Annotated in this window: 16 protein-coding genes and 1 tRNA gene; 14 read left to right on the top strand and 3 right to left on the bottom strand. The window is 35.0% G+C overall.

What is annotated here, in order from left to right:
* Positions 1–3: 3 nt before the first annotated feature.
* The 7 genes from BD847_RS19695 (at position 4) to BD847_RS19665 (ending at position 11106) form a co-directional block, all read left to right on the top strand.
* Entirely contained in the window at positions 4–2259 is a 2256-nt protein-coding gene (locus BD847_RS19695) for a glycoside hydrolase family 95 protein (RefSeq protein WP_115889961.1), read from the top strand.
* Positions 2260–2261: 2 nt separating this feature from the next.
* Positions 2262–3635 (top strand): lactate utilization protein B, encoded by a 1374-nt coding sequence (locus tag BD847_RS19690; protein WP_115889960.1) that lies wholly within the window; start codon positions 2262–2264, stop codon positions 3633–3635.
* A 20-nt stretch (positions 3636–3655) separates the two neighbouring features.
* Positions 3656–4240 (top strand): LutC/YkgG family protein, encoded by a 585-nt coding sequence (locus tag BD847_RS19685; RefSeq protein WP_115889959.1) that lies wholly within the window; start codon positions 3656–3658, stop codon positions 4238–4240.
* A gap of 60 nt (positions 4241–4300) precedes the next feature.
* Positions 4301–5155, top strand: a complete 855-nt coding sequence (locus tag BD847_RS19680) for a fumarylacetoacetate hydrolase family protein (protein ID WP_115889958.1) — start codon at positions 4301–4303, stop codon at positions 5153–5155.
* Between the two features lie 228 nt (positions 5156–5383).
* On the top strand, positions 5384–7018 hold the full coding sequence (locus tag BD847_RS19675) for a beta-N-acetylhexosaminidase (protein WP_115889957.1): 1635 nt from the start codon (positions 5384–5386) through the stop codon (positions 7016–7018).
* 107 nt (positions 7019–7125) lie between these two features.
* The gene (locus BD847_RS19670) at positions 7126–9441 is read left to right on the top strand and encodes a glycoside hydrolase family 20 protein (protein ID WP_115889956.1); all 2316 of its coding nucleotides are present in this window, start codon (positions 7126–7128) and stop codon (positions 9439–9441) included.
* A gap of 117 nt (positions 9442–9558) precedes the next feature.
* Positions 9559–11106, top strand: a complete 1548-nt coding sequence (locus BD847_RS19665) for a sulfatase family protein (RefSeq protein ID WP_115889955.1) — start codon at positions 9559–9561, stop codon at positions 11104–11106.
* 201 nt (positions 11107–11307) lie between these two features.
* Here BD847_RS19665 and BD847_RS19660 read toward each other — a convergent pair whose 3' ends face one another.
* The gene (locus BD847_RS19660) at positions 11308–11937 is read right to left on the bottom strand and encodes a hypothetical protein (protein ID WP_115889954.1); all 630 of its coding nucleotides are present in this window, start codon (positions 11935–11937) and stop codon (positions 11308–11310) included.
* 605 nt (positions 11938–12542) lie between these two features.
* Between BD847_RS19660 and BD847_RS19650 the strand changes: the two genes are divergently transcribed.
* A complete protein-coding gene (locus tag BD847_RS19650; protein ID WP_115889952.1) occupies positions 12543–14267 on the top strand; it encodes a tetratricopeptide repeat protein in 1725 nt (574 codons plus the stop codon).
* A 114-nt stretch (positions 14268–14381) separates the two neighbouring features.
* Here the strand turns inward: BD847_RS19650 and BD847_RS19645 are convergent, their stop codons facing one another.
* Positions 14382–15305 carry a bifunctional helix-turn-helix transcriptional regulator/GNAT family N-acetyltransferase gene (locus tag BD847_RS19645; RefSeq protein ID WP_115889951.1) on the bottom strand — a complete coding sequence of 308 codons (924 nt, stop codon included), beginning with the start codon at positions 15303–15305 and terminating at the stop codon, positions 14382–14384.
* Between the two features lie 471 nt (positions 15306–15776).
* On the opposite strand from BD847_RS19645, the gene BD847_RS19640 reads away from it, so the two are divergent.
* The 5 genes from BD847_RS19640 to BD847_RS19620 all read left to right on the top strand — a co-directional run bounded on the left by BD847_RS19640 (position 15777) and on the right by BD847_RS19620 (position 24332).
* A complete protein-coding gene (locus tag BD847_RS19640) occupies positions 15777–16334 on the top strand; it encodes an RNA polymerase sigma-70 factor (protein WP_115889950.1) in 558 nt (185 codons plus the stop codon).
* 113 nt (positions 16335–16447) lie between these two features.
* Positions 16448–17368, top strand: coding sequence for a FecR family protein (locus BD847_RS19635; protein ID WP_115889949.1), 921 nt, complete (start codon positions 16448–16450; stop codon positions 17366–17368).
* A 129-nt stretch (positions 17369–17497) separates the two neighbouring features.
* A complete protein-coding gene (locus BD847_RS19630; protein ID WP_244201643.1) occupies positions 17498–20815 on the top strand; it encodes a TonB-dependent receptor in 3318 nt (1105 codons plus the stop codon).
* A 22-nt stretch (positions 20816–20837) separates the two neighbouring features.
* Positions 20838–22373 carry a RagB/SusD family nutrient uptake outer membrane protein gene (locus BD847_RS19625; RefSeq protein WP_115890024.1) on the top strand — a complete coding sequence of 512 codons (1536 nt, stop codon included), beginning with the start codon at positions 20838–20840 and terminating at the stop codon, positions 22371–22373.
* Between the two features lie 141 nt (positions 22374–22514).
* Complete coding sequence (locus BD847_RS19620; protein ID WP_115889947.1) at positions 22515–24332, top strand: alkaline phosphatase; 1818 nt, start codon at positions 22515–22517, stop codon at positions 24330–24332.
* A gap of 155 nt (positions 24333–24487) precedes the next feature.
* Here the strand turns inward: BD847_RS19620 and BD847_RS19615 are convergent.
* Positions 24488–24575: transfer RNA gene (locus tag BD847_RS19615), tRNA-Ser, on the bottom strand.
* Between the two features lie 650 nt (positions 24576–25225).
* Here BD847_RS19615 and BD847_RS19610 point away from each other — a divergent pair.
* Positions 25226–26185 (top strand): helix-turn-helix domain-containing protein, encoded by a 960-nt coding sequence (locus BD847_RS19610; RefSeq protein WP_115889946.1) that lies wholly within the window; start codon positions 25226–25228, stop codon positions 26183–26185.
* Positions 26186–26275 lie beyond the last annotated feature (90 nt).

Raw genomic sequence — 26275 nt, 5'->3', positions numbered from 1 at the left:
ATAATGAACAAAATTAAAATTTTTGCGTTTTTATCCATTGCATTATTTGTTGGCTCTGTTTGTTTGGCACAAAAGAATCAGCCAATACAATTATGGTACAAACAGCCAGCCGTAAAATGGTCTGCTGAAGCTTTACCTATCGGAAATGGAAGGTTGGGAGCCATGTTTTTTGGTGGAGTTGAACAGGAAGTTATTCAGTTCAACGAGCAAAGTCTTTGGTCGGGCGACAACAACTGGGATGGTGAATACGAAACAGGTGATCACGGATTTGGTTCGTACCGTAACTTTGGAGAAATCACAATTGATTTTACAGACAAAAGTGCTTATTCTAATTATTCCCGTTCGCTTGATATTTCGACTGGAATTCATCAAACTAATTTTACTCAGAATAATATAAAAATTAGCCGTGAAGGTTTTGCGAGTTATCCGGATCAGGTAATGGTTTTTGAATATAAAGCCAATGTAAAAAAAGGTTTCTCAGGAACAATTTCGCTTCATTCGGCTCAAGGCGCAATAAGCAAAGCTGATTTAAACAGCGTAAGTTTTATTGGAGAAATGCCAAATAAACTGAAATATGCGGCCAAGCTTTTGGTACAAAACAAAGGAGGAAAAATACGTTTTGAAGGCGAAAAATTGATCTTTGAAAATTGTAATGCATTGACATTGATTTTAGATGCAAGAACAAATTATAAACCTGATTTTAAATCAGATTGGCGAGGAGAAGATCCGATGCCGCTTATTGAAAAAGAATTAGCTGCAGCTAAAGCCAAAGGTTATGAAAAACTTAAAGCTGCACACATAAAAGATTTGAGTTCCTTGCTTTCGCGAGTATACCTCAATATTGGAAATGCGGATGCTACAACTGCTGTTTTACCAACAGATGAGCGCTTAAAAAAATACGCAGCCGGTGGAGTTGATCCCGATTTAGAAGAAACAATGTTTCAGTATGGGCGCTATTTATTAGCAGGCAGTTCTCGTCGTGGAGGTTTGCCAGCCAATTTGCAAGGTTTATGGAATGACAGTAATACACCTGCATGGGCAAGTGATTACCATAATAATATCAATATTCAAATGAATTATTGGGGAGTCGAATCGACCAATTTATCTGAATGTCATTTGCCATTGATCGATTTCATCGTTGCCGCTCAGGAACCTTGTCGTATTGCTACGCGCAAAGCTTTTGGAGAAAAAACTCGTGGTTGGACAGCACGAACAAGTCAAAATATATTTGGTGGAAATGGCTGGGAATGGAACATCCCTGCAAGTGCGTGGTATGCACAACATGTATACGAACATTGGGCATTTACTAAAGACAATGATTATTTGCGTCAAACGGCATATCCCATTATTAAAGAAGTTTGCGAATATTGGGAAGATAATTTAAAAACAATGCCAAATGGACAATTAATGGTTCCGAATGGCTGGTCGCCGGAACATGGTCCGCGCGAAGATGGCGTAATGATGGATCAACAGTTGGTTTGGGATTTATTTCAAAATTATCTAGATGCAGCAAAAGCGCTTAATATTGATGCTGATTATCAGAAGAAAGTATTCGATATGCAATCTCGTTTAGCTCCAAATAAAATTGGAAAATGGGGACAATTGCAAGAATGGCAAGTTGATCGTGATGATCCAAATGATGAACACCGCCATACATCGCATCTTTTTGCGGTATATCCTGGGCGTCAAATTAGTAGCTCTGTAACGCCGGAACTTGCTAAAGGAGCGATTCTTTCATTACGCAGCCGAAGCGGGAATTTCGGAAAAAATGAAAATACACCGTTTACAGTTGAATCTACAGTTGGAGATAGTCGCCGTTCCTGGACTTGGCCTTGGCGTTGTGCACTTTGGGCACGTTTGGGCGAAGGAGATCGCGCAGAAATTATGATCCGCGGATTGTTAACTTACAATACATTACCAAATTTATTTTGCAATCATCCACCGTTTCAACTCGATGGTAATTTTGGAATTACCGCTGCAATGGCGGAAATACTTCTTCAAAGCCAAACGGAGAAAATTCAATTGCTTCCTGCACTTCCAAAAACATGGAAAAATGGTGAAGTAAAAGGTTTATGCGCCAGAGGCGGATTTGAAGTAGACATGAAATGGGAAGAAGGAAAGTTGGTGAGTGCAAAAGTAATATCAAAAGTTGGAGGAGTTTGTAAATTGCAAAACGGTACTAACACTATTGAAATAATGACTCAGCCTGGAAAAAGTTATACTTTCAATACTGAATTAAAAGAGATTCTTAAGAAGTAATTATGAAAACAACGCACGCTGATTTAGCGGGAAAGTTTATAGAAGACGAGCCTAGAACCAATTGGCACGACGAAACTTTGTGGTTTGTTCGTGAAAAACGAGACAAAGCGGCTCATGGTTTGCCAGAGTGGGAGCAGCTTCGCGAATGGGGATCTCAGATTAAAAATGCTACACTTTCAAATCTTTCTAATTATTTGAAAGAGTTTGAAGAAAATGCTTTAGCAAATGGAGTTAAAGTACATTGGGCTTCAGATGCAAAAGAACATAATGAGATAGTTCATAAAATTATCAAAAAGCACAATATTCAGAAGATTGTGAAAAGCAAAAGCATGCTGACGGAAGAATGTCATTTAAATGAATATTTGCACGAGCATGGTATAGAAGTAGTCGATACAGATCTTGGAGAGCGTATTGTTCAGTTTAGAAAAGAGCCTCCAAGTCATATTGTTTTGCCTGCAATACATTTGAAAAAAGAAGATGTAAGTGCCACTTTTCATGAGCATTTACAAACAGAAAAAGGAAATAATGATCCTCAATATTTAACTGAAGCTGCTAGACAGCACTTGCGTAATAAGTTCGTAGAATCAGATTTAGCGATTACGGGAGTTAATTTTGCTATTGCAGAAACGGGTGGTTTTGTAGTTTGTACCAATGAAGGAAACGCTGACATGGGTGCGCATACCGCCGCAGTGCATATTGCCTGTATGGGATTCGAAAAATTGATTCCGAAAGCTGAACATTTATCTGTATTTTTGAGATTATTGGCACGAAGTGCTACAGGTCAGCCTATTACAACTTATTCGAGTCATTTTCATAAACCAAGACCTAATCAGGAAATGCATATTGTTATCGTAGATAATGGTCGAAGCAAGCAATTAGGGAGAGAAGATTTTAGAAATTCATTAAAATGCATTCGTTGTGCAGCTTGTTTTAATACCTGTCCGGTTTATCGCAGAAGCGGTGGTCACAGTTATCATACGGCTGTTGCGGGGCCAATTGGTTCTATTCTAAATCCAAATTTAGATATGAAAGCCAATGCCGATTTGCCTTTTGCATCGACTTTATGTGGCAGCTGCAGTAATGTTTGTCCCGTGAAAATCAATATTCATGAGCAATTATGGAAATGGAGACAAGTAATTGTTTCTGAAGGTTATGTCGCAGCGAGCAAAAAAATAAGCATGAAAGGAATGAATTTCGTGTTCTCGAATCCTAAAATCTATCGTTTGATGGGGAAGATAGGGCGTAAGAGCATGCAGTTATTCCCTTTTATAGTAAATAACAAACTGAATATTTGGTTTAAACAAAGAGAAATGCCAGTTCCTCCAAAGGAATCCTTTAGAGATTGGTATTTAAAAAATAAGAAAAGCCAAAATTAAAATATCAGATATTAGAAAGAATGAGTGCAAGAGATAACATATTGAAAACCATAGCAATGAATCAGCCTGAATTTCTGGAGATTCCTGTTATTGATACTAGTGTTGTAATTCAATATGATGACGTATACACACAGTTTAAAACGGTTTTGCAAGGCATTGGCGGTAAAACAGAATTAATCTCAGATATTGCGGTGATACAAGAGCAATTAGCTGCAGATAAAAAGAATTTAAGTTTTGTCGTAAATACAATTCCCGCGCTTGGTGATGTAGATGAGCAAGTGGCTTTTTTAGCTGCAGCTGAATTAGAAAGAGTAGTAAAAGCATATGTAAAAGGAACATTAGGAGTTGCAGAGAATGGTGCTGTTTGGGTTTACGAAAGTCAAATGATCAACAGATTGGTTCCGTTTATTTGCCAGCATTTGGTTTTAGTAATTGAGAAAGAAAATCTTGTAGATACTTTACATCAGGCATATCAGAAATTAGATGTATCAAAAGAAGGATTTGGCGCCTTTATAGCCGGACCTTCTAAAACTGCCGATATAGAGCAATCGTTAGTTATAGGGGCGCACGGAGCAAGAAGCGCTGTGATTTATGTTTTGGAATAATAGACAAGAATAATTATTTGAATAGATAAGACGAAGTATAATATATTAAATAAGAATAAAATGAAACTAATACGATTTGGAGAAGCCGGTAAAGAAAAACCAGGTATTTTAATAGATGATAAAAGATTCGATGTGTCTTCAATAGTAACAGATTATAACGAAGCATTCTTTGAAGAAAACGGATTAGAGAAATTAAAAAAAGCATTAGAAAGCAATCCAACATTGCCGGAAGTTGACGCAAGTGTACGTTTGGGTTCTCCGGTGGCAAGACCTTCAAAAATAATTTGTATTGGATTAAATTATGTAGATCACTGTTTAGAAACCAATGCACCAATTCCGACAGAGCCAATTATCTTTTTTAAATCAACAACATCACTTTGCGGACCAAATGATAATTTGATTATCCCAAAAAACAGTGAAAAAACAGATTGGGAAATCGAGTTGGCTTTTGTAGTAGGAAAAAAAGCAAGTTATGTAGAAGAAGCTGAAGCTTTAGACTATGTTGCTGGTTATGCTTTGCTAAATGATTACAGCGAAAGAGCTTTTCAGATCGAGCGTGGAGGACAATGGGCAAAAGGAAAAGGAAGCGACACATTTGCTCCACTTGGACCCTTTTTGGCAACGCAGGACGAAATAGCCGATGTGAATAATATACCAATGTGGTTAACTGTAAATGGAAAAACATTCCAAAACAGTAACACTTCAAATTTAGTATTTAAAATTCCGTTTTTAGTACATTATTTGAGTCAGTTTATGACTTTGCTTCCTGGCGATATCATTAGTACAGGAACTCCTCCGGGTGTAGGTTTAGGTATTAAGCCAGATCCAATTTACATTAAACCTGGAGATGTTATTGAATTAGGAATGGATGGTTTAGGCAGCAGTAAACAAGTTGCTGTAGCGTATACAAAATAAATCAGCGTAACCCAATTAGGGGAGTAAGTTGATCAACATATAGAAATATAGCTTTGTGCATTTAGAAAATAAATGTACAAAGCTAATTTTTCGAAAAGAAATAGTTTTTAAGCTTAAAAATCTATATTTCTGTCTATTAGAAAAAAATATTAGTATTTTAGCTTAAAGTGTTATCGTACACACCTTCGATTTTAGAGTTTTTAACAATAATTAATTAAAATAATAAATATGGTTAAGTCATTTCTCTTTTCGCTTCTGCTATGCTGCACACTATCGTTTGCGCAGGAAGTAAATATTATCCCTCAACCGGTAAAAGTGGTTAAAAACACCGGAAATTTTGTGATTAATTCACAAACCAGTTTGGTTGTTGCAAATGCAGAAGATAATGCTACTGCAGCTTTTTTAAATAAATATTTATCTGATTATTATGGTTTTACTTTGCCAATATCTAAAAAAGCTGGTAAAAGTTCTATTAAGCTAATAAGCAAGAAAAATATCAATGGCTTAAAAGGTGAAGGTTATACTTTAAAATCAGATAAAAATGGTGTCGAGATAACAGGAAATTCCGCTATTGGTACTTTCTACGGAATGCAGACACTTATACAATTATTACCAGTAGAAAAAAGCAACAGCCTTGCAATTGCTGCTGTAGAAGTAAGCGATGAGCCTCGTTTTGCTTACAGAGGAGCGATGTTGGATGTTGGACGTCATTTCTTTCCGGTTTCATTTGTTAAAAAATATATCGATTATTTGGCTTTACATAAACTGAATTATTTCCATTGGCATTTGACAGAAGACCAAGGCTGGAGAATTGAAATCAAAAAATACCCAAAACTTACAGAAATTGGTTCAAAAAGAAACGGAAGTATTATTGGAAGATATCCTGGTAAAGGAAGTGACAATACTGTAGAACAAGGTTTTTATACACAAGAAGAAGTAAAAGAAATTGTAAAATATGCTTCAGATCGTTTTATAACTGTTATTCCTGAAATAGAAATGCCGGGACACAGTGGCGCTGCAATTGCGGCTTATCCTGAATTAAGTTGTTTTCCAAATGAGAAAACAAATCTTCCTGATAACATGATTTCAGATAAGAGTAAACAGGAAATGGCAAACGGAAGAAACAAAGTTGTTCAGGAAACTTGGGGCGTTCACGCAGATATATTTGTTCCGACAGAAAACACTTTTAAATTTTTAGAAGATGTTTTGGATGAAGTAGTGGCGTTGTTTCCGGCAAAATATATTCATATTGGAGGTGATGAAGCGCCTAAAGATGCCTGGAAAAAAAGTGAATTTTGCCAGCAGATGATCAAAGAAAAAGGATTGAAGGACGAACACGGTCTTCAGAGTTATTTTATTCAGCGCATCGAAAAATATCTTAACGGAAAAGGAAGAACTATAATAGGTTGGGATGAAATTTTAGAAGGAGGTTTGGCACCAAATGCTATCGTAATGAGCTGGCAGGGTGAAGCAGGTGGAATCGCTGCAGCAAAAGAAAATCATCAAGTGATTATGACACCGGGAAGCCATGTTTATTTGGATCATTCTCAAACTAAAAATGAAAAAGAAGTTACCATTGGCGGATTTTTACCATTAGAAAAAGTGTACAGTTACGAACCAATTCCTAAAGAATTGAACGAACAGCAGGCAAAATACGTTTTGGGTGCTCAGGGTAATGTTTGGACAGAATATATGGCGAATCCTGCCAAAGTTGAATACATGATTTTCCCACGTTTGAGTGCTTTAAGTGAAGTGTTATGGTCTCCAAAAGAAAGCAAAGACTGGTCTCAATTTCAAACAAAAATTGAAACTATGAAAAAGCGTTACACGATTTGGGGTGCAAATTATTTCAAGGAGCAATAAAAATAAGCGACTATAATAAGGCAGCTCAGTTTGAGCTGTCTTTTTTTATATCCTCAATTTAAACGGCGTTCGAAATACGATTCTTATCAACTAATTTTTAGCAAAAAATGAAAACCACAAAAAGATTTTTATTAGTACTACTTCTTTTTTCTGCTTTGTTGCAGGCACAGGAAGGTACGCATATTATACCGCAACCTGTTAGTTTACAAATGAAAAATGGCAGTTTTACGCTTGATAACACAACAGGAATAAAAGTTCAAAACGGAGATAAAGAAACGGAGAAAGTAATCCATTTTTTTTCAGAATACGTAAACCGCGTCACCGGATTTAAATTGGAAAATGGGAAAAACAAAGGAAAAAGTATCGTTTTCAGTATTGGGAAAATTGCCGAAATTGGAGAGGAAGGATATTTGATATCAGTCAATCCACAAGAGATTTTTGTTAAAGCAAATACGTCAAAAGGATTGTTTTATGGAGTACAATCTTTATTGCAAACTATGCCTTTTTCCAGAACAAATAATTTGGTGCAGATTCCTGCCATGGAAATAAAAGATTATCCACGTTTTCAGTGGAGAGGAATGATGCTTGATGTCAGCCGTCATTTTTTCTCTCCTGAACTGGTTAAAGAATTTATCGATTTGTTGGCGGCTTATAAAATGAATGTTTTTCATTGGCATTTAGTTGATGGAGCAGGATGGCGTCTTGAAATAAAAAAATACCCTAAACTTACTGAGCAAGCCGCTTGGCGTGTTGATGACTGGGGAAAATCATGGAATTGGTCTGAGGTAGAATTTAATGCCGACAGAAGCAAAGCAACTTACGGAGGATATTATACACAAGAACAGGTAAAAGATATTGTGGCTTACGCCAAAGTAAGAAACATAACTGTAGTGCCTGAAATCGAAATGCCGGGACATTCTGAAGCTGCTATGGCTGCTTATCCGGAACTTTCCTGTAATTCTAAAAATAATTTCAGTCAGTCAGGAAATTTCCTTGCAAGTAAAGTCGAGAGTGATTATTGCCCGGGAAATGACAAGGCTTTTGCTTTTTTAGAAGATGTACTTACGGAGGTAATGGCGCTTTTTCCTTCAAAATATATTCATATTGGCGGAGATGAGGTCGACAAAACAAGTTGGATTCATTGCCCAAAATGTCAGGCAAGAATGAAAGCAGAAAACCTGAAAGATGAAAAAGAACTGCAAAGTTATTTTATTCGCAGAATGGAAAAGTTTTTGGTTGCACATAACCGAAAAATGATTGGTTGGGATGAAATTCTGGAAGGCGGATTAGCTCCAGAAGCAACCGTAATGAGCTGGCGTGGTGAAGCGGGCGGAATTGAAGCTGCCAAAATGGGACATGACGTAGTGATGACGCCTGGAAATCCTTGCTATTTTGACCATTATCAAGGAGATCCTGAAACAGAACCAATAGCTATTGGCGGATTTAACACTTTGAAAAAAGTATACAATTATGAACCAATTCCGGTGGAATTAACTGCGGAAGAAGGCAAACGAGTTTTAGGATCGCAAGCTAATTTGTGGACAGAATATATCACGACAGCAGAACATGTAGAGTATATGATTCTTCCTCGTATGCCAGCGTTGGCAGAAGTTTTATGGTCGACAAAAGAACAACGCAACTGGAAGAGTTTTACAGAAAGACTTCAGCCGCATTTAGTTGGTTTTGAGCAAAGAGCAATTCGTTATTCCAAAGGGAATTTCAAAGTTGAGATTCAGCCTGTTGTGGAGAATAATAAGCTTTATATAAAACTGGACACAGATAATCCGGAAGCTGCAATTTATTACACAACAGACGGAAGCATTCCAACTATTCAAAGTACAAAATACGAAAAGCCATTTGTGGTAAACACTTCAATGACTGTCAAAGCAATTATGGTGTTGAACAATAAAGTTTTGAGTGCAAAACCAGCTGAACAGTCTTTTACGTTCAACAAGGCGACAGGAAAAGTAATATCCTATGCAAATCCATCGAGTACGCATTATCGTGCAAATGGAGCAAACACGCTTATTGACGGATTTAGAGGTACAAAAGATATCGGAAAACAATGGCACGGATTCAATGAAAATGATTTAGTAGCAACGATTGATTTGGGTTCAAATACAACAATTAGCAGTATTACATTGGGTTGTATTCAGAATTATAGTCAATGGATATTTTTGCCACAATGGGTAAAATTTGAAGTATCACAAGATGGAATTACTTTCAAAGAAGTACAAACTGTAAAAAACTCAATTTCTGCTTCAGAAAAAGAAATTCAGATAAAAGATTTCACAGCAAAGTTCGCAGAACAAAAAGCAAAATTCGTTCGAGTTACAGCCAAAAATTTAGTGAAATGTCCAGCCGGTCATCCCGGAGAAGGGCAATCGGCATGGTTGTTTGTTGATGAAATCATGGTTGAATAAAGTGTTTTATTCATTTTTATATTATAAATATTGTTCTTAATTTTTCATTAAATTATAGACTGACAGCTTTTCTATTCTTAAAAAAAATATTCTGGTAATTAATTTTTAAAATAAAATATGGCAAAACAAATTGTATTAAAATGTTTATTATTCTTTCTAGGTATTTTTCCTAGCATGGCTCAAGAGGCTTTAGTTCAGCAAAAGAATGGATCTTTAAAGTTGGAAAAAGTGAATGGTGTAAAACCACGAAATATTATTTTTATACTCGCAGATGATCATAGATATGATGCAATGAGTTTTTTAAAGGGTGGTAAGGCACAAGCATTCATTAGTACGCCCAATATGGATATGATGGCTGCTCAAGGTGCCTATATGCAAAATGCTTTTGTAACCACTTCTTTATGTTCGCCATCAAGAGCATCAATACTTACCGGCCTTTATGCTCACAAACATAAGGTGGTTGATAATAACAATCCAGTATCTGATAATCTTATTTTTTACCCCCAATATCTACAGAATATAGGTTATCAAACGGCAATGATAGGAAAGTGGCATATGGGAGGCGAGTATGATAATCCGCAGCGTGGATTTAATTATTGGGTTTCTTTTAAAGGTCAGGGAACCTATTTACCTAATCCAAATGGTTTAAATGTTAATGGTAAAAAGGTCCCGCAGAAAGGATATATCACAGAGGAATTAACAGCGTATGCTGTCGATTTTCTTAAGACTCGTAAAAAAGACAAACCTTTTATGCTTTATCTCTCGCACAAAGGGGTACATGACAATTTTACACCAGCAGAAAAAGATAAAGGAAAGTCCAAGGATTTCGCTTTTGTTCCTCCGCCAAATATGGAAGCAAATTTGCATAAAAATGCACCAATGTGGCTGAGGAATCAGCGTAACTCCTGGCATGGGATAGAATTTCCGTATCACAGCAATCTAGACATTGGAGAATACTATAAACGTTATGCCGAAACTTTGCGTGGAGTTGACGAATCAATAGGTGCGGTTATGGCCTATTTAAAAGAAGAGGGATTGTTAGAATCTACCTTAATCATTTATATGGGTGATAATGGTTTTCAATTTGGAGAACATGGACTTATTGATAAACGTGTTGCTTATGAGGCTAGTATGCGCGTACCAATGCTTGCTTTTTGTCCGGAGATCATAAAGCCTGGAACAGTAATAACAGACGTTGTTGCTAACATTGATATTGCTCCAACTTTGTTGGAGGCGGCAGGTGTAAAGTCTCCATCTTATATGGATGGAATGAGTTTTTATAGCCAACTCAAAGGCCATAAAGCTGAAAATTGGCGCACAGGATTACTTTATGAATATTATTGGGAACGTAATTTTCCACAAACTCCTACCATGCATGCATTGAGAGGTGATCGCTATAAATATATTCATTATAACGGAATATGGGATACCGACGAATTATATGACCTTCAGCAGGATCCATATGAATTGGATAATCTTATTGATGATGTTAAAAAACAAGATGTAGTAAAGCAAATGAATGCACAGCTATTTGATATATTAAAGGAAACAGGAGGTATGTATATTCCGTTATTTAAAGATAACGGCACACCTTTGAATCAGCGATATGAGTTTGGTTCTGGTAGCGCAGAATTTCCGTCAAACTTAAAAAAGACAATGAAGTAAAATAAATATCAGAAAGTTCTGGAACATTTGTTTTAAGTCGATTTTTGATGGAATGTTTTATTGCTTAAATTGTTCAATACAGGAAAAAAGTCTCAACATAAATTGTTGGGGCTTTTTATTTTTTGGATAAATTTTAAAAGTGATAATTTGTTGTTTTTTGTCAATTTATTTTAGGCGAGACAGGGGAACAGAATTTTTTTATTAACTTTTAGTTTTTTGAAATTCTTCCCACAATTCATTTGTCTTTTCTTGATTTGGAATTCCTCCACTTCCTCCATTTCTTTCGCATACAGAATCAATATAATCTAAGAAATCATGATCTAATGACGGTAATCTAAAATCTGTTTTCTTTTTAATTGCAGTTATATCGTCTATTGTAATTGTTCGTATATCAGATTTATTAACGAAGTGGCCTCTTAAATATAAGGCTTTAATGGGAGCATATGGATCTGGTAATTTGTCAAAATTTTCAAATGTTAAATGGTTTTTAAATAAATCCCAACAGAATAGCGCATGAATTAAACCTGCGTCAAGCCCTCTAGCACTAGACAAATTAAATGTATCTCCTTTTTGCGGATCGTTTCTTCTAAAATCATTTAAAGAAATTACATTTTTCAATAAATCTGGCGCTATTAATTCAACAATATTCAAAAAATGATGTTGCATGCTGATTTTATTTACCCAATTTTCAGTAAAACCAAATGTAACATTCCATTCTTCCATTTTTGATAAAAAATCTTTAAACAATAATATTCCAGAAGTATCGGTTTGTATTTTTCTTCTTTTTATTTGACTTTTAAACTCATTGAGTTTTTCTTGAAAATTTTCCATTTTTTATTCTAATTTATAAAAATTTATAAGTTGATTTAAAATTTCATCCAGATTATCTAAATTTTGACTAGGTAAAGGCGGTATACGTACTTGTAATCTTCCTAAAGTAGCATAGGGTGCAAATTCATAATTAATTTGGTTAACACTTAGATGATGAGCTCCTACATCATAACTAAGCATATTTTCCGGATCAATAAGACTCTTATAGGGCATATGTCTCTCCATAAGACCCCCGATCGCGCAGATTTACTCCCCCGCTGGCGCGAGCGTCTCGCTCGTGCACGTACAGTTGTCTCGTCCTGAAAAAAGTTTACATATTTATACTTAATCCTAAAATATATTTACATTTTAAATTTAGTCCAAAATCGATTTACAATAGTAGAATTTTTGCATAATAATTTTTCAATAGGTTCTCTTTTTTTGTTTTTTTAGATAAATTTTAAAATAGTTTATTTTGTTATCTATTTGCAATACAGTCAATTGGATCTTGTTTTTTTTATAACTTTGAAAGAGATAAATGTTTTTTATTCCTCTCAAAAATAAAACACTATTTCTTCATTTAAGAAGTTTTTGCACTGATTTATTAAATACAAATAATCTTGACTATGAAACATTATTATTTACTATTTACCTTTTTTCTGTTCTTGGCTTGCAATAAAAATAAGAATATTGAAACGAAACCTGCAAAAGCCACCTCTACACAAGGCTGTTACACTCCCAAAACGACAGATAAAGACTGGTATTCATTAAACAAAAAGGCGCCAAAGCTTGAAGGTCTTGAAGGAATCGATTTTAAAATTTCTACTAACAATCAGGAAGTACAGCGTTATTTTAATCAGGGAATGATGCTGGCTTATGGTTTTAATCATGCGGAGGCTGCAAGATCATTTTATGAAGCTTCCCGTTTGGATGCCAATTGCGCTATGGCACATTGGGGATTTGCTTACGTTTTAGGGCCAAATTATAATGCCGGAATGGAAGAAGATAATTTTCAGCGGGCTTATGATGCCATTCAAAAAGCTAAAAAACTTTCGGCAAATTGTTCTCCAAAAGAAATTGCACTTATAGAAGCATTGGCAACACGATATGCTCAAAAACCGCCTTCCGACCGAAAACCGTTGGATATTGCATACGCTGCTGCGATGAAAAAAGTGTATACAAAATTCCCATCCGATCCTGATATTGGAGCGCTTTATGCCGAATCACTTATGAATCTTCATCCCTGGGATTTGTATGAAAAAAAGACCGGAGCTGCAAAAGAGTGGACTCCGGAAATAGTAAAAGTTTTAGAAGGACTGATGGCTAAAAATCCGAAACATCCTGGCGCTCATCATTTTTATATACATGCACAAGAAGCTTCTGCCACTCCTGAAAAAGCGTTAAGCAGCGCAAAATTACTAGAAACTTTGGTTCCAGGTTCTGGACATCTGCTACATATGCCGTCGCATATTTACATTCGTACGGGCGATTATCATCAAGGTTCACTTTCAAATATTGAAGCCGTAAAAGTAGATAGTCTTTATACTACGGTATGTCATGCGCAAGGTGCATATCCGCTGGCTTATTATCCGCACAATTATCATTTTTTAGCTGCAACTGCAGCTTTAGAAGGAAATTCTAAACTGGCCTGGAGTACAGCAAAAAAACTTCAGGAGCATACTTCTGCCGAAATTATGCGTCAGCCCGGATGGGGAACTCTGCAGCATTATTATACCATTCCGTATTATATAGCTGTAAAATTTTCTATGTGGGATACCATTTTAGCGCTTCCTAAACCGGAAAAAGATCTTGTTTATCCGCAATTGATTTGGCATTATGCAAGAGGAATGGCGTACCTCGGAAAACATAATCTGAAAGAGGCAGAAAAGGAACTTTCGTCTCTAAATCAACTTTCAAAAAATAATGCACTGAAAGACATAACGGTTTGGAATATTAATACGACTTCAGATCTTGCTCAGATTGCTTCAAAAGTACTTGCTGCGGGAATTGCTACACAACAAAATGATTTAAATAAAGCAATTTCATTATTTAAGGAAGCAGTAACAATCGAAGATAGCCTTAATTATAATGAACCGCCGGATTGGTTTTTTTCGGTACGACATTATTTAGGAGTAGTATTACTCAAAGCAGGAAAATATAGTGATGCAGAAAAAATCTATCGCGAAGATTTGAAAGTCTGGCCAAAAAATGGCTACGCGCTTATCGGACTTTATAATTCGTTATTAAAACAGAAGAAAGAAACAGAAGCTTTGAAAACTAAAACAGCTTTTGACAATGCATGGCCATATGCCGATTTTAAAATTACATCTTCGTCTTCTATTACTGAGTAAAGATTTTTTATTATTCATCTTTAAAGCGTTTCGTCTCCAAAACATTTTGCTCCTAATTATAGGTTCTGTTATTTGGAGACGAAGCTTTTTTATTTTCCGAACAATAAAAAAAAATTATTTCGAAAGTTTTAGATCATAACGCTCTTCATAAAATGTTTTCCCCCATTCCTCAACTTTTTCAGATTGAGTAAGTTTAAATCCAATCATTTTATACATTTGAAGCGCTTTGTCTTGCATGCTGGTGGTAAGAAGAAACACGTTTTTAAAGTTTTTCTCTTTGCAGAAATCTACTGCATCGGTCAATAATCTTTTGCCAATTCCCAAACCTCTAAACGCAGGATCAAGAAGAAACCATCGCAGCTGAGCTTCTCCGTCAGGCTGATGCACAATCGCAACACATCCCACAATTTTATTATTATGCTCGGCCATCCAAATGCGATCCTTTTCTGGGGAATATTTTTCTAAGAAATCGTAAAATGTCTTGATGACATATTTTTCAAAATCACTCGAAAAATGGTATTCTTTGCCATAAATTGCTCCATGCAAATAAATAATATAGCCTACATCTCCGGGAGTTATCTCATGACGATACGTTATATCTTCACGCGCTATTTTATTTTCTGTCAATAGATTCCGTACAGTATTCATTGAATCGACTAAGATTTCTTTTTCGGAAGTGTTTAATTTTTCAATTTTACCTTCAATCTTGTTTTCAGACTTAGTATTTAAAATACTTAATAATTCATTTCCGGTATCTGAAAGTTTAATATTGAAGGCGCGTTTGTCTTCCGCAGAAGCGACTTTCACAATTAAATTTTCTTTTAAAAAACGCTTTAGAATTCGGCTTAAATAACCTTTGTCCAAATTTAAAATTTCAGTGATTTTCTGGGCCGTTATTATTTTGCTTTCGCTGATTTCATAAAGAATCCGAATTTCTGTTAAAGAATATTCGCTGTCTAAATAATGCTGACTTAATATATCTAAGTGCGCGGTATAGAATCTGTTGAAACTTCTGATTTTTGAAGTTGTCGTGCTCATGATCTTAAAATTGTATTGTGAATTACAAATATATAAAATTAGTTGCTTTTGTCAACTAATTTTGATTTTTATTTCATTTTGAAAAGAATTTTGAAATATTTGAAGTTTATCTAAAGACATAATCATTAATTTTTTGTTAAGCACTTTTGCGATCAAATTCTCCTATTTATAAGAGAAAGATTGTTATTCAAGACATAACTTTTTGTTTATTAATTAAAATATCCAAAAGCTTATTTTACAGTTGCTCTTTTCCTTCAAATGTTAATAATATGTTTCGTTTTAAGGAGGCTTTATTAATATAACCGTAACCTGTTCGACCTACCCCCAGGTTTAATTTTACAGACATATAATAAGAACTCAATACTTTGTATATGTCATTTTTTGAACAACACGAACATTATCAGCACGAAATCAGGAAAGATGTTTCAGCCGAAACTTTTCATTTGATTAATCCTTCGAAAATAATGTATCATGTATAAAAAGTTAACCGACGAAGAACTTGTCGAACTATTAAAATCAGGCAAGGATAAAGCTTTTGATGAACTTTATTTTAGATATCGCGACGTACTTGTTCGATTTGTTTATCTGAGAATGAAATCAATCGCAATTGCTGAAGAAATTGTTCAGGAAGTTTTTACCTCTATCTGGGAACGACGCAAGACGATTACTATTCAGAAAAGTTTTGCGGCTTATATCTACACCTCGGTGCGCTATATGACTTTAGATTATATAAAATCGCATGCCGTTACCGATCAGTATATTCAGGAAGTTTTAGATAAAAATGAGGTTTTATATAATAGTCATAACGCCACAGAAGATGCTATTTTTTATGATGAATTACAAAAAGCAGTTGATGAGGCTGCAATGTTGCTTCCTAAGAAATCAAAAGAGGTTTTTATTCTAAGCCGCGTTAAAAATTACACCAATAAAGAAATCGCCGAAGAACTGAATGTTTCCATTGAAACGGTAAAATATCATATTACCTATTCGCTGAAATTTATGCGCACTTATTTGGGCGAATTCAATTGAATGTAAAATCCAAATTAAGAATTCGGTTTTTTTCTTAACAGAAGCGTAACCTTTCGCACCTACCTGAAAATGCAATTCCCAAGACATACTATTAAAGACATAAAGAAATTATAATGCCTGAAAATTCAAATAACGAAATCAAAAATTTTTTAGACGGAAAGTATTCTCCGAAAGGACAAGAAATGTGGAATAAATGGTACGATCGTACCGATGATTTTTTTGACAATATGGAAGTGATTCAATCCGATCGCTCTAAACTAAAAAAAGAATTGCAACATATAAAGAACACAAATAAAGTAATTGCTCTTCAATATAAAAATTGGGCAATTGCAGCATCATTGGTTTTCCTATTAGGATTGTCTCTGTTTTTTTACCAGACATCAACAAATATTGAAAGCAAGCAAATTACAGTAAAACTGGGAGAACATGCTCAAATAAAATTAAGCGACGGAACGCAGATTTGGCTAAATGCCGGAAGTGTTCTTAAATATCCAAAAGAATTTAAAGGAGACACCAGAGAAGTGTATTTAAGTGGTGAAGCTTTTTTTGATGTAACCAAAGACAAAAAACATCCTTTTATTATTCACACCAATAAAATGGACACAAAAGTGCTTGGAACAAGTTTTAATGTTCAGGCTTATCCGGATCAAATTACACAAGAAGTTTCGGTTTTAACCGGAAGGGTCAATGTAAAATCGACAGTGACCGAAGAGAATGTATATGTAACGCCGGGACAAAAAGCAGTTTTTAAATCACGCGATAATAAACTTCATGCTTTTAAGGATATTCCGTTAAGCACAATTTCGCTTTGGCGAAAAAATATTATGGTTTTTGAAGAGACGCCACTTCCGGAAGTGGTGGCCACTATAAACCGCAATTATAATGTGGCGATCGAAATCAAAAATAAAAATCTAAATGCCTTAAAAATAAGCGCCTATTTTAAAGAATTGCCTGCTGATCAGGTAATTGGTTTGGTGTGCAATATCATCAATGCTAATTATAAAATAGATTCGGGAGTATATAAAATAGAGTAATTCTTTGGCATTAAAAATAAAACTACGTAGCAAACTAATAAACAAAAACAATTAAACTAAATCTTAAAAATTATGAATGAAAAACAAATGCGGTATGCCGTAAAGTGTCAGAGCATAAAGGCAATTGGGATGAAATTATTCCTCTTTATGACTTTGTTTTTTACGACGCTGACAGTAAACGCCGGGAATGTTGACATTAACAAAAGAGTGACCTTAAAAGTTGAAAATGAAAGCATAAGAAATATATTTCAGAAAATTGAAAATCAGGTTGATGTGCATTTTATGTATGAAAGCAGCCAGATCAATACGAATCAGAAATTAAGTTTAAAACTGAATAATGTAACGCTAGAACAAGCGTTGGATAAAATTTGTGGTGCTGCACTTCGATATGAAATTGTGAGCAACAATATCGTAATCAAGAAAAATCAAAAAGTAGCCGATCAAAACAAAATTATTATTTCCGGAACTGTTTTCGGAGGAGATGATAATATGCCATTGCCAGGAGTTGGAATTAAAGATAAAACTTCTGAAGCAAGTGCAACAACCGATTTTGATGGAACATTTAAAATGGAAATCAATGCGCCGGAAGCGACACTTATTTTCTCTTATGTAGGTTATGTTACACAAGAAGTAAAAGTGACAAGTTCACAAACGATTTCTGTAAAATTGGCTGCCGATGTAAAACAGCTTCAGGAAGTTATCGTAATGGGATACGGAAGTGTAAAAAAGAATGAAGTTTTAGGAGCTGTAGGTTCTGTTTCTATGAAAGAGACTTCTAGTAGAACTTATAATAATGCGGGCGAATTATTGCAGGGAACTGTTGCCGGTGTTACGGTTATCAACGACGGAGGTGATCCAACAGCGTCACCAACAATCAATATTCGTGGTATTGGATCTTTGAATGCTGAAACGCCTTTAATCGTTTTAGACGGAATTATTTACAGCGGATCTTTAAATACTTTAAATCCAAATGATATTGCTTCGATCAGTGTCTTGAAAGATGCGGCTTCGGCGGCGATTTATGGTGCGAGAGCTTCTGGTGGGGTAATTTTAATTACGTCTAAAAAAGGAATTTCAGATCGTATTAATGTAAATGTAAACTATCAGGGAGGTTTTCAGAATGTAGCCAAAAAATTAGGTGTTTTAAATGCTGCAGAATATGCTGATGCTATGAACACGGCCAGAGATAACGCAGGTTTACCAAGAATTCCTGCTTTTGATACGGCATACGAACCAACGGCAAGAACGACAAAAACAAACTGGATGGATGAAATTTTCCGTACAGGAGAAATTCAGGATTTGTCTCTTTCTATTAATGGAAAAACAGAAAAATCGAATTTCTTTCTTTCAGGAAGTTATAGAAAAAATGAAGGTATTTTGTTAAATACATATGGAGAACGTTATACCGTACGAGCTAATTCTTCTTTTAAACTGGCGCCAAACTTTACAATTGGAGAAAACATTTCGTACTCTTTAACGGATGGTCAGACGGCAAATACATCAAGTTCTTATACAGGAGCAATTCAGGCAGCAATTTTATATCCACCAAACGCGACAATTTATAGAGAAGATGGTTCAGGTCAATTTGGTGGAGTTCCTGAAAAATATATTGGTTCTTATGGAGACGTTATCAATCCGGTGGCGTATTTGAAAAGATTAGACAACAAGAATCCTATTTCTACTATTTTGATCAATCCTTACGCAGAATGGGAAATTGTTGAAGGGTTAAAAGTAAAATCAAATTGGGGTTACACCAGAATTCAGGATAACGCAACAGATTTTACGGTAAAAGTTACCGAGCCAGGAAAAATATTTGATTTCAACAGATTGACACTGAAAAATATAACAGTTACCGATTTATTGAGCGAGCAGACTATTTCTTATGAAAAATCATTCGGAAAACATAATCTGAAAGCTTTAGCAGGATATACGTATCAGGAAACGAAAAGAGATTTTTATACCGTTGAAGGAACAGGTTTTGACAATGAAGATCCGTCACAACGTTATTTGCTGAATGCAAAATTAATTCAGCAGACAGCTGCAGGACAATCAGATGAAATTATTTCGTCTTATGTAGGAAGAATTAATTACGATTTCAATCAGAAATATTTGCTTTCTGGAATTGTTCGTCGCGACGGAACTTCAAAATTATTAGAAGATAACCGTTGGAAAGTATATCCGTCAGTTTCTGCGGGTTGGTTAATTTCTGAAGAAGGTTTTATGAAAGGAATTGAACCAATCATCAGCACTTTGAAACTTCGCGCAAGCTGGGGACAAATTGGAAACTTAGGAAATCTTGGACCTTATCAGTTTAGTGTGCCTTTAACGCAGACTCAGGCTTTAATTGGAGCTACTCCGTCGATTAATTTTGGTTACGCAGAAAGCGAATTATCAAATCCAAATTTGAAATGGGAAAGTTCAGAGCAAACTAATATTGGTTTAGATTTTACAATGTTGAATAACAGTTTGGTAGGATCTGTTGATGCTTATGTGAAAAAGAACAAAGACATGTTGGTTCGTGACCAATTGCCAGGAGTTTCGGGAACACCACAAGGAAGAATCGTAAACTCTGGAGATGTTGAAAATAAAGGTATCGAGGTTAGTTTGACGTATCAAAAAACACGTGGAGATTTTAAATTTGATGTTACGGCAAACGCTGGATTCTTAAGCAATAAAATTGTTTCGATTAAAGATGATTTAAGTTCTCTGGAGCCGCTAGGCTTAAGCCGAGTTCGTAGTTTGCCTTTAGCCAATATTTATCAGGTCGGAAGTCCGGTTGGTGCTTTCTACGGATATGCTACGGACGGACTATTTCAAAGTGATGCTGAAGCAAAAGCGTATGTAAATGCTAATGGTGTTGCGTATCAACCAAATGCTGTTGCAGGTGATATTAGATTTAAAGATGAAAACGGAGACGGTGTAATTAACAACAGCGACAGAGTAATATTAGGAAGTCCTTTCCCTAAAACGACTTATAGTTTGAATGCGAATTTCAAATATAAAGGTTTTGATATGAACATCTTTTTTACCGGAGCTGCAGGAAACAGTGTTTTCAATGCTGTAAAACACACCGGTTTAAATGCTTCTTTCCCTGGATACAATTTGTTAGCCGATTCGAAAGATGCGTGGTCGCCAACAAATACAGACACTAATATTCCGGTTCTTTCTTCAACAGATAACAACAACAACTTCGGACGTATTTCTGACTTGTATATCGAAGATGCTTCTTTCTTGAGATTGAAAAACGTTTCTATTGGATATTCTATTAAAGAAAGCTGGTTGAACGGAAAAGCAAAATTGAGATTCTTCATCTCTGGACAAAACTTGTTTACCATCACGAAATATTCCGGAATGGATCCTGAGGTTGGTCTTAGAAATTTCGGAATGGATTTAGGACGTTACCCACTTTCTCGTATTTATATGACAGGTGTTAACGCAACTTTTTAAAAAAATAAAAAACACAATTGAAATGAAAAAAATAAGTCTTTTAGTATTGAGTTTTGTGCTTTTAGTTGGCACTTCGGCTTGCGAAAGCGAACTTGATGTTATTCCGCAAGGTGCACCGTCAAGCGGAAATTTCTGGAAAACACCAGCAGATGCAAAAGCAGGAGTAAACGCAATTTATGCTTTGTATTCAGATGATAATATGTACGGTCGTGGTTTCTTCTGGCTGAATAATGCCAGCGATGATATCGGAACAAAACCAAGACAAAATGCAGAACGTATCAAAAATTTTATTGTAGACGGAGCAGAATCTGATACAAAGGATATTTGGAGAATTCACTACGAAATCATGAAACGTTGTAATGACGTGATTCGTAACATTCCGAATATTCCATTGGATGAAAAAACAAAAAACGGAATGTTGGGAGAAGCTTATTTTAACCATGCCGTTATGCATTTAGAATTGGCTTACCATTATGGAGACGATCGTGCGGGAATTCCAATTCAGGATAGAGAAAATTATACTAATGTATACGTTCCGCGTGCTAAAAATGTTGCTGAAAATTATGCCTACATCGCTGCCGATTTAATAAAAGCTGCTGATTTATTGCCATACTTTAATGAGCTTTCTCCAGATAATTATGGACGCGCTCACAAAACGGCTGCCTGGGCTTATTTGGTTCGTACGTATTTGTATGCTAAAGATTGGGATAACGCTATAAAATATGCCAATATGATTGTAGCAAGTGGAAAACACAAACTGCTTGATAATTTTGAAGATGTATTTAAAATCAGCAATAACTGGTCTACAGAATATATTTGGGCGGTAACTTCAAGTTCGCAAAACACTTCTTTAGGTTCAATTTTTCCTGGAGTTTGTTTAGAAGATAAAGGTTGGGGAGTGTACAATGGATGGGGAAATTTCTATCCGACAAAAGAATTATTTGATACTTACGCTCCAGACGATAAAAGACGTAGTGCTACAATTTTACAAAAAGGAGACAAGTTTGTTTATTTCGGACAAGAAGTAACTTTCAACGAAGGAAGTCATGTAGTAAGTTCAAGTAACAGAACAGGTTATCAGTTCAAAAAATATATGGAGCCATTCAGTTATCCGAAAACGACATCTGGAGCTGTTGATATTCGTTATGTAAATGCAAATGGAGACAAACCTTCAACTGCTTTGAATGTTCCTCTTTTGCGTTATGCCGATGTGATTTTGATGTTAGCGGAAGCGAAATTAATGAAAGGCCAAAACGCCGATACAGAAATCAATATGATTCGTCACCGTGCAGGCTTAAAAGATATTTCGGGCGCTACAATGGTAGATTTGAAAAGAGAAAGAAGATGCGAATTAGCAGGTGAGTGGACCGATCGCCATTTTGATTTGGTACGTTGGGGAGATGCAAAAGAAACTTATGCAAAACCATTACACCATTATGACGGAAGTGTGATTTATCCGGCTCGTAATTTCAATCCGTTGATTCACCATGTTTGGCCAATACCACCAGATGAAATCGCTGTGAGCAAAGGTGCTTTGTCTCAAAACGAGGGCTGGTAACAAAAAATTTCAATGTGTTGTTTTAGTTATTTTACGCTGCAGTATTGTTGAGGTACTGCAGCCGTAAAATTAATTACGCCACTTCATGTTTCAATATAGCAAAAAGTAACCTACGACTTTTTGCTATTTAATTTATTTCTGATGAAAAAAATAATCACCCTTTTTTGCCTTCAATTTTTTCTGTTCTCTCAGGCACAGGAATACACTTCTTCCAACATCCATTCGCATAACGATTACGAAAGTAAATTGCCTTTTTATGGCGCATATTCTAATGAAACCGGCGTTATCGAAGCCGATGTTTTTTTAGTAAATAATGAGTTGTTTGTTGCGCATACTTCTAAAGAAATTGCATCACACAATACACTTAAAAGTATGTATTTGGAACCACTTTCTTCTAAGTTAAAAACGTTAGGAAGAAAGGCTTATCCAAGTGGTAAACCTCTAATTTTAATGATCGACATTAAATCTGATGCCGATTCGACTTTAAAGACTCTTATAGAACAATTAAAAACGTTTCCTGATATTGTTTCGAATAAAAATATAAAAATTGTCATTTCCGGAAACAGACCAGCAATAACACTTTGGACGACATTTCCTGATTTTATTTATTTTGATGGAAGGTTGAATGAAAATTATACAGCAGATCAATTGGCACGTGTAGAAATGGTCAGCGAAGATTTGCATGAAATCACAGTTTGGAATGGGAAAGGTGTTTTGACACAGCCAGATTCAGAAAAAATTCAGGCTATTATTAAAAAAGTTCACGATCAGAATAAGAAAATAAGATTTTGGGCAACCCAAGATAATGTGAATACGTATATGACTTTGATGAATTTGAAAGTCGATTTTATAGGAACTGATAAAGTTGGTGAGGTAACAGAATTCATCAATAATATTAAAACAACATTTTATCAGAATACCGAATTTCATCAGGCTTATGTTCCTAAGAATTCTTTCAAAAACAAACGTCCCAAAAACGTTATTCTTTTAATAGGAGACGGAATGGGATTAGCACAAATCTATTCAGGTTACACGGCAAATAAAGGACAATTGAGTTTGTTTAATATTCCAACTCAGGGATTTTCTATAACAAAAGCTTCGGATAGTTATATTACCGATTCAGCTGCGGGAGCAACTGCAATGGCAACGGGACATAAAACCAACAATCGTTTTATAAGTGTTGATGAACAGGGAAAACCGCTTCAGACAATTGCAGAACAATTGGCGAAGAAAAATTATAAAACAGCGATTATTTCTGCAGGAAATATTACAGACGCAACGCCGGCAGCTTTTTATGCGCATCAGCCGGAGAGAAGTTTGAGCGAACCAATTGCAAATGATTTTCTTTCAAATCCTTCAGATATTCTAATTGGCGGAGGACAAAAAGAATTTATTTCCAGAAAAGATGGTAAGGATTTGTCTAAAGTTCTGAAAGAAAAAGGATATTCGTTCTCTGATAAATTTGCAAGTTTGGATACGATCAAAAACAACCGATTTGTGGTTTTAGAAGATGCAGCTGTAGTTTCTATAAAAAATGGAAGAGGAGATTTTCTAACAAAATCTTTAGCGAAAGCGACTGGCACTTTTTCAAAAACTAAAAACCCGTTTTTCATTATGGCAGAAGGCGCTCAAATCGATTACGGCGGACACCAAAATAATGTGGAATATGTAGTTCGTGAAATGCTTGATTTTGACAAATTGGTTGGTCAGGCGATGAAATTTGTAGATGAAAATCCTGAAACTTTATTAATAGTAACCGCTGACCACGAAACTGGCGGATTATCCTTAATAGACGGAAGTATAGAAAAAGGTTACGTTCACGGAAGTTTCAGCACAAACGATCATACAGCAATTCCGGTTCCGGTTTTTACCTACGGTCCGGGATCTGATAAGTTCAAGGGTGTTTATCAGAATACAGCGATCTATGATAAAATTATGGAATTGATTTCTAGCAAGTAATTTTTGATGTTTGATTTTTTTATTTAAAGAGCCGCAATTTTAGAATTGCGGCTTTTTTTATTTGGACACCTTTTAAGATAAAGGTTAAAAGAAAAAGCCTTTAAACGTTAATGTTTAAAGGCTTTTGATTTTTAAAGTTTTTTTGAAACTTCATCTGGCGGAGAAAGAGGGATTCGAACCCCCGGACCTGTTACAGTCAACAGTTTTCAAGACTGCCGCATTCGACCGCTCTGCCATTTCTCCAGTATGTCGCGATCATTTTCTGATTGCGAGTGCAAATATAAGTTGTTTTTTCGATTGTGAAAATTTTTTTCGAACTATTTGTAAAGAAAATTATATAATGTAAAAAAAGGAAACCCTTAAGAAAAGTTAAGGATTTCAAGTTCAGCTGAGAAAAAGGAATTTGAACAAAAACCGTCGCATCTCGCTTTTATGTTCCGTTCAAATATTTTTTCGTTGTTTTGCCATGATCATGTCATGGAAATTTTCACTGTTTTTATCAATACTGAAACTTTCAGATTGGTTTGAATTCGTTTAAATTTATGTTGTAATTTGTAATTAATTGAAATACAAAGGTGTAGTTTTTTTATGACGACCAATAATTAGTATTTTGCAACTTTTCAAGTGAGAGCAGGATTCTAATCTTGAGCTCGAAACCCAAGTGGTTTCTGCATTTGTCTATCAAGTATTCTTTTTTGTTATTTCTTAAGCCAAATAAAAGATTTATAAAACAAAAGTATTAAGGATATTGTTTTTGAAATTTTTGTAGGAAGACTTAAACTTATACATAAATTTTTTCTTAAGTTTATATATAATTGGTTAACATATTCATTAAAATAAGACTCTGAAGATGTAGTATTAATTCATTTGAAGTTGTAAAGTAAAATTCAATTGTGATAACTATTAAACACTCGTATGGTGCGGATCTGGATTGGATCGAAAGTTTTGCCAAAGATTTTGGTGGCAGCACGTATGGGAATTTTATATACACTGATAAAAATATTAGTACTGGCACTACGTATTTTCTCAATACAGGTGAAGAAGATGTAGTTCTACTGTATATTGATGTTACCTATAATGCTGATGTTCATATCATTCAATCGCATGAAAAACAAGATTTTATTGGCCTATACTTCAATTTGACCAAGGGCCAGATATTGAAAACAGCAACAGATCTTTCTTATGACATCGGGATGTTAGGATATGATGTGTCAATTATCGACAGTTTGCTTGAAACTCAATACTATATAAGCTCAGGTACAAAAATTTATGGCATTTGCATTTTCATCAAAAAAATGAAAATTGAAAATTTCGCTAGAACAAATGAAAATTTTTCTGCCAATATTGATAAAATTATGGATGCTAAAAAAAACACATTCATAAAGTTTGATCATATGTCGCCGGAAACTTTCAAAGTTTTAAGTGATTTACGTAAAATGAAAGTAGGAGGAGAATTATTTAATATCAATTTAATGGCAACCGGATATCATTTAGTTTCAAATTATATAGACCAAATACTTAATAATGATGCCATTAAAAAAGTAACAAAAAATGATCTTTTGAAAATAATAAACATTCAGAAAGACCTGATTAATAATCTTAAAGAGCCCTTTCCTTCTGTAAGAACAATTGCTGATAAAGCACACATGTCTGAAACCAAATTCAAAAAATTATTCAGGAAAGTAACAGGTATGACACCAAATAATTTCTACCTAACCCATAAACTTGAAAAAGCAAAGGAACTTCTTGAAAAGAAGACATATAGTATAAACGAAGTATGTGATCAACTCCAATTTTCAAGCTATACTTATTTTATTTTTCAGTTTAGAAAATATTTTGGTGTATCGCTGTAAAACTCAGTGATATTGACCACCTGATTACAATTTAAAGTGACCACCTTGTTTTGGTTTAAAGTGACCATCTAATTCCGGTGCAAAGTGAGC

It is taken from the genome of Flavobacterium cutihirudinis (assembly GCF_003385895.1).
Lineage (GTDB): Bacteria > Bacteroidota > Bacteroidia > Flavobacteriales > Flavobacteriaceae > Flavobacterium > Flavobacterium cutihirudinis.
Note: the sequence above shows the minus strand (reverse complement) of the source record. Positions and strands in the feature narration are given on the sequence as shown.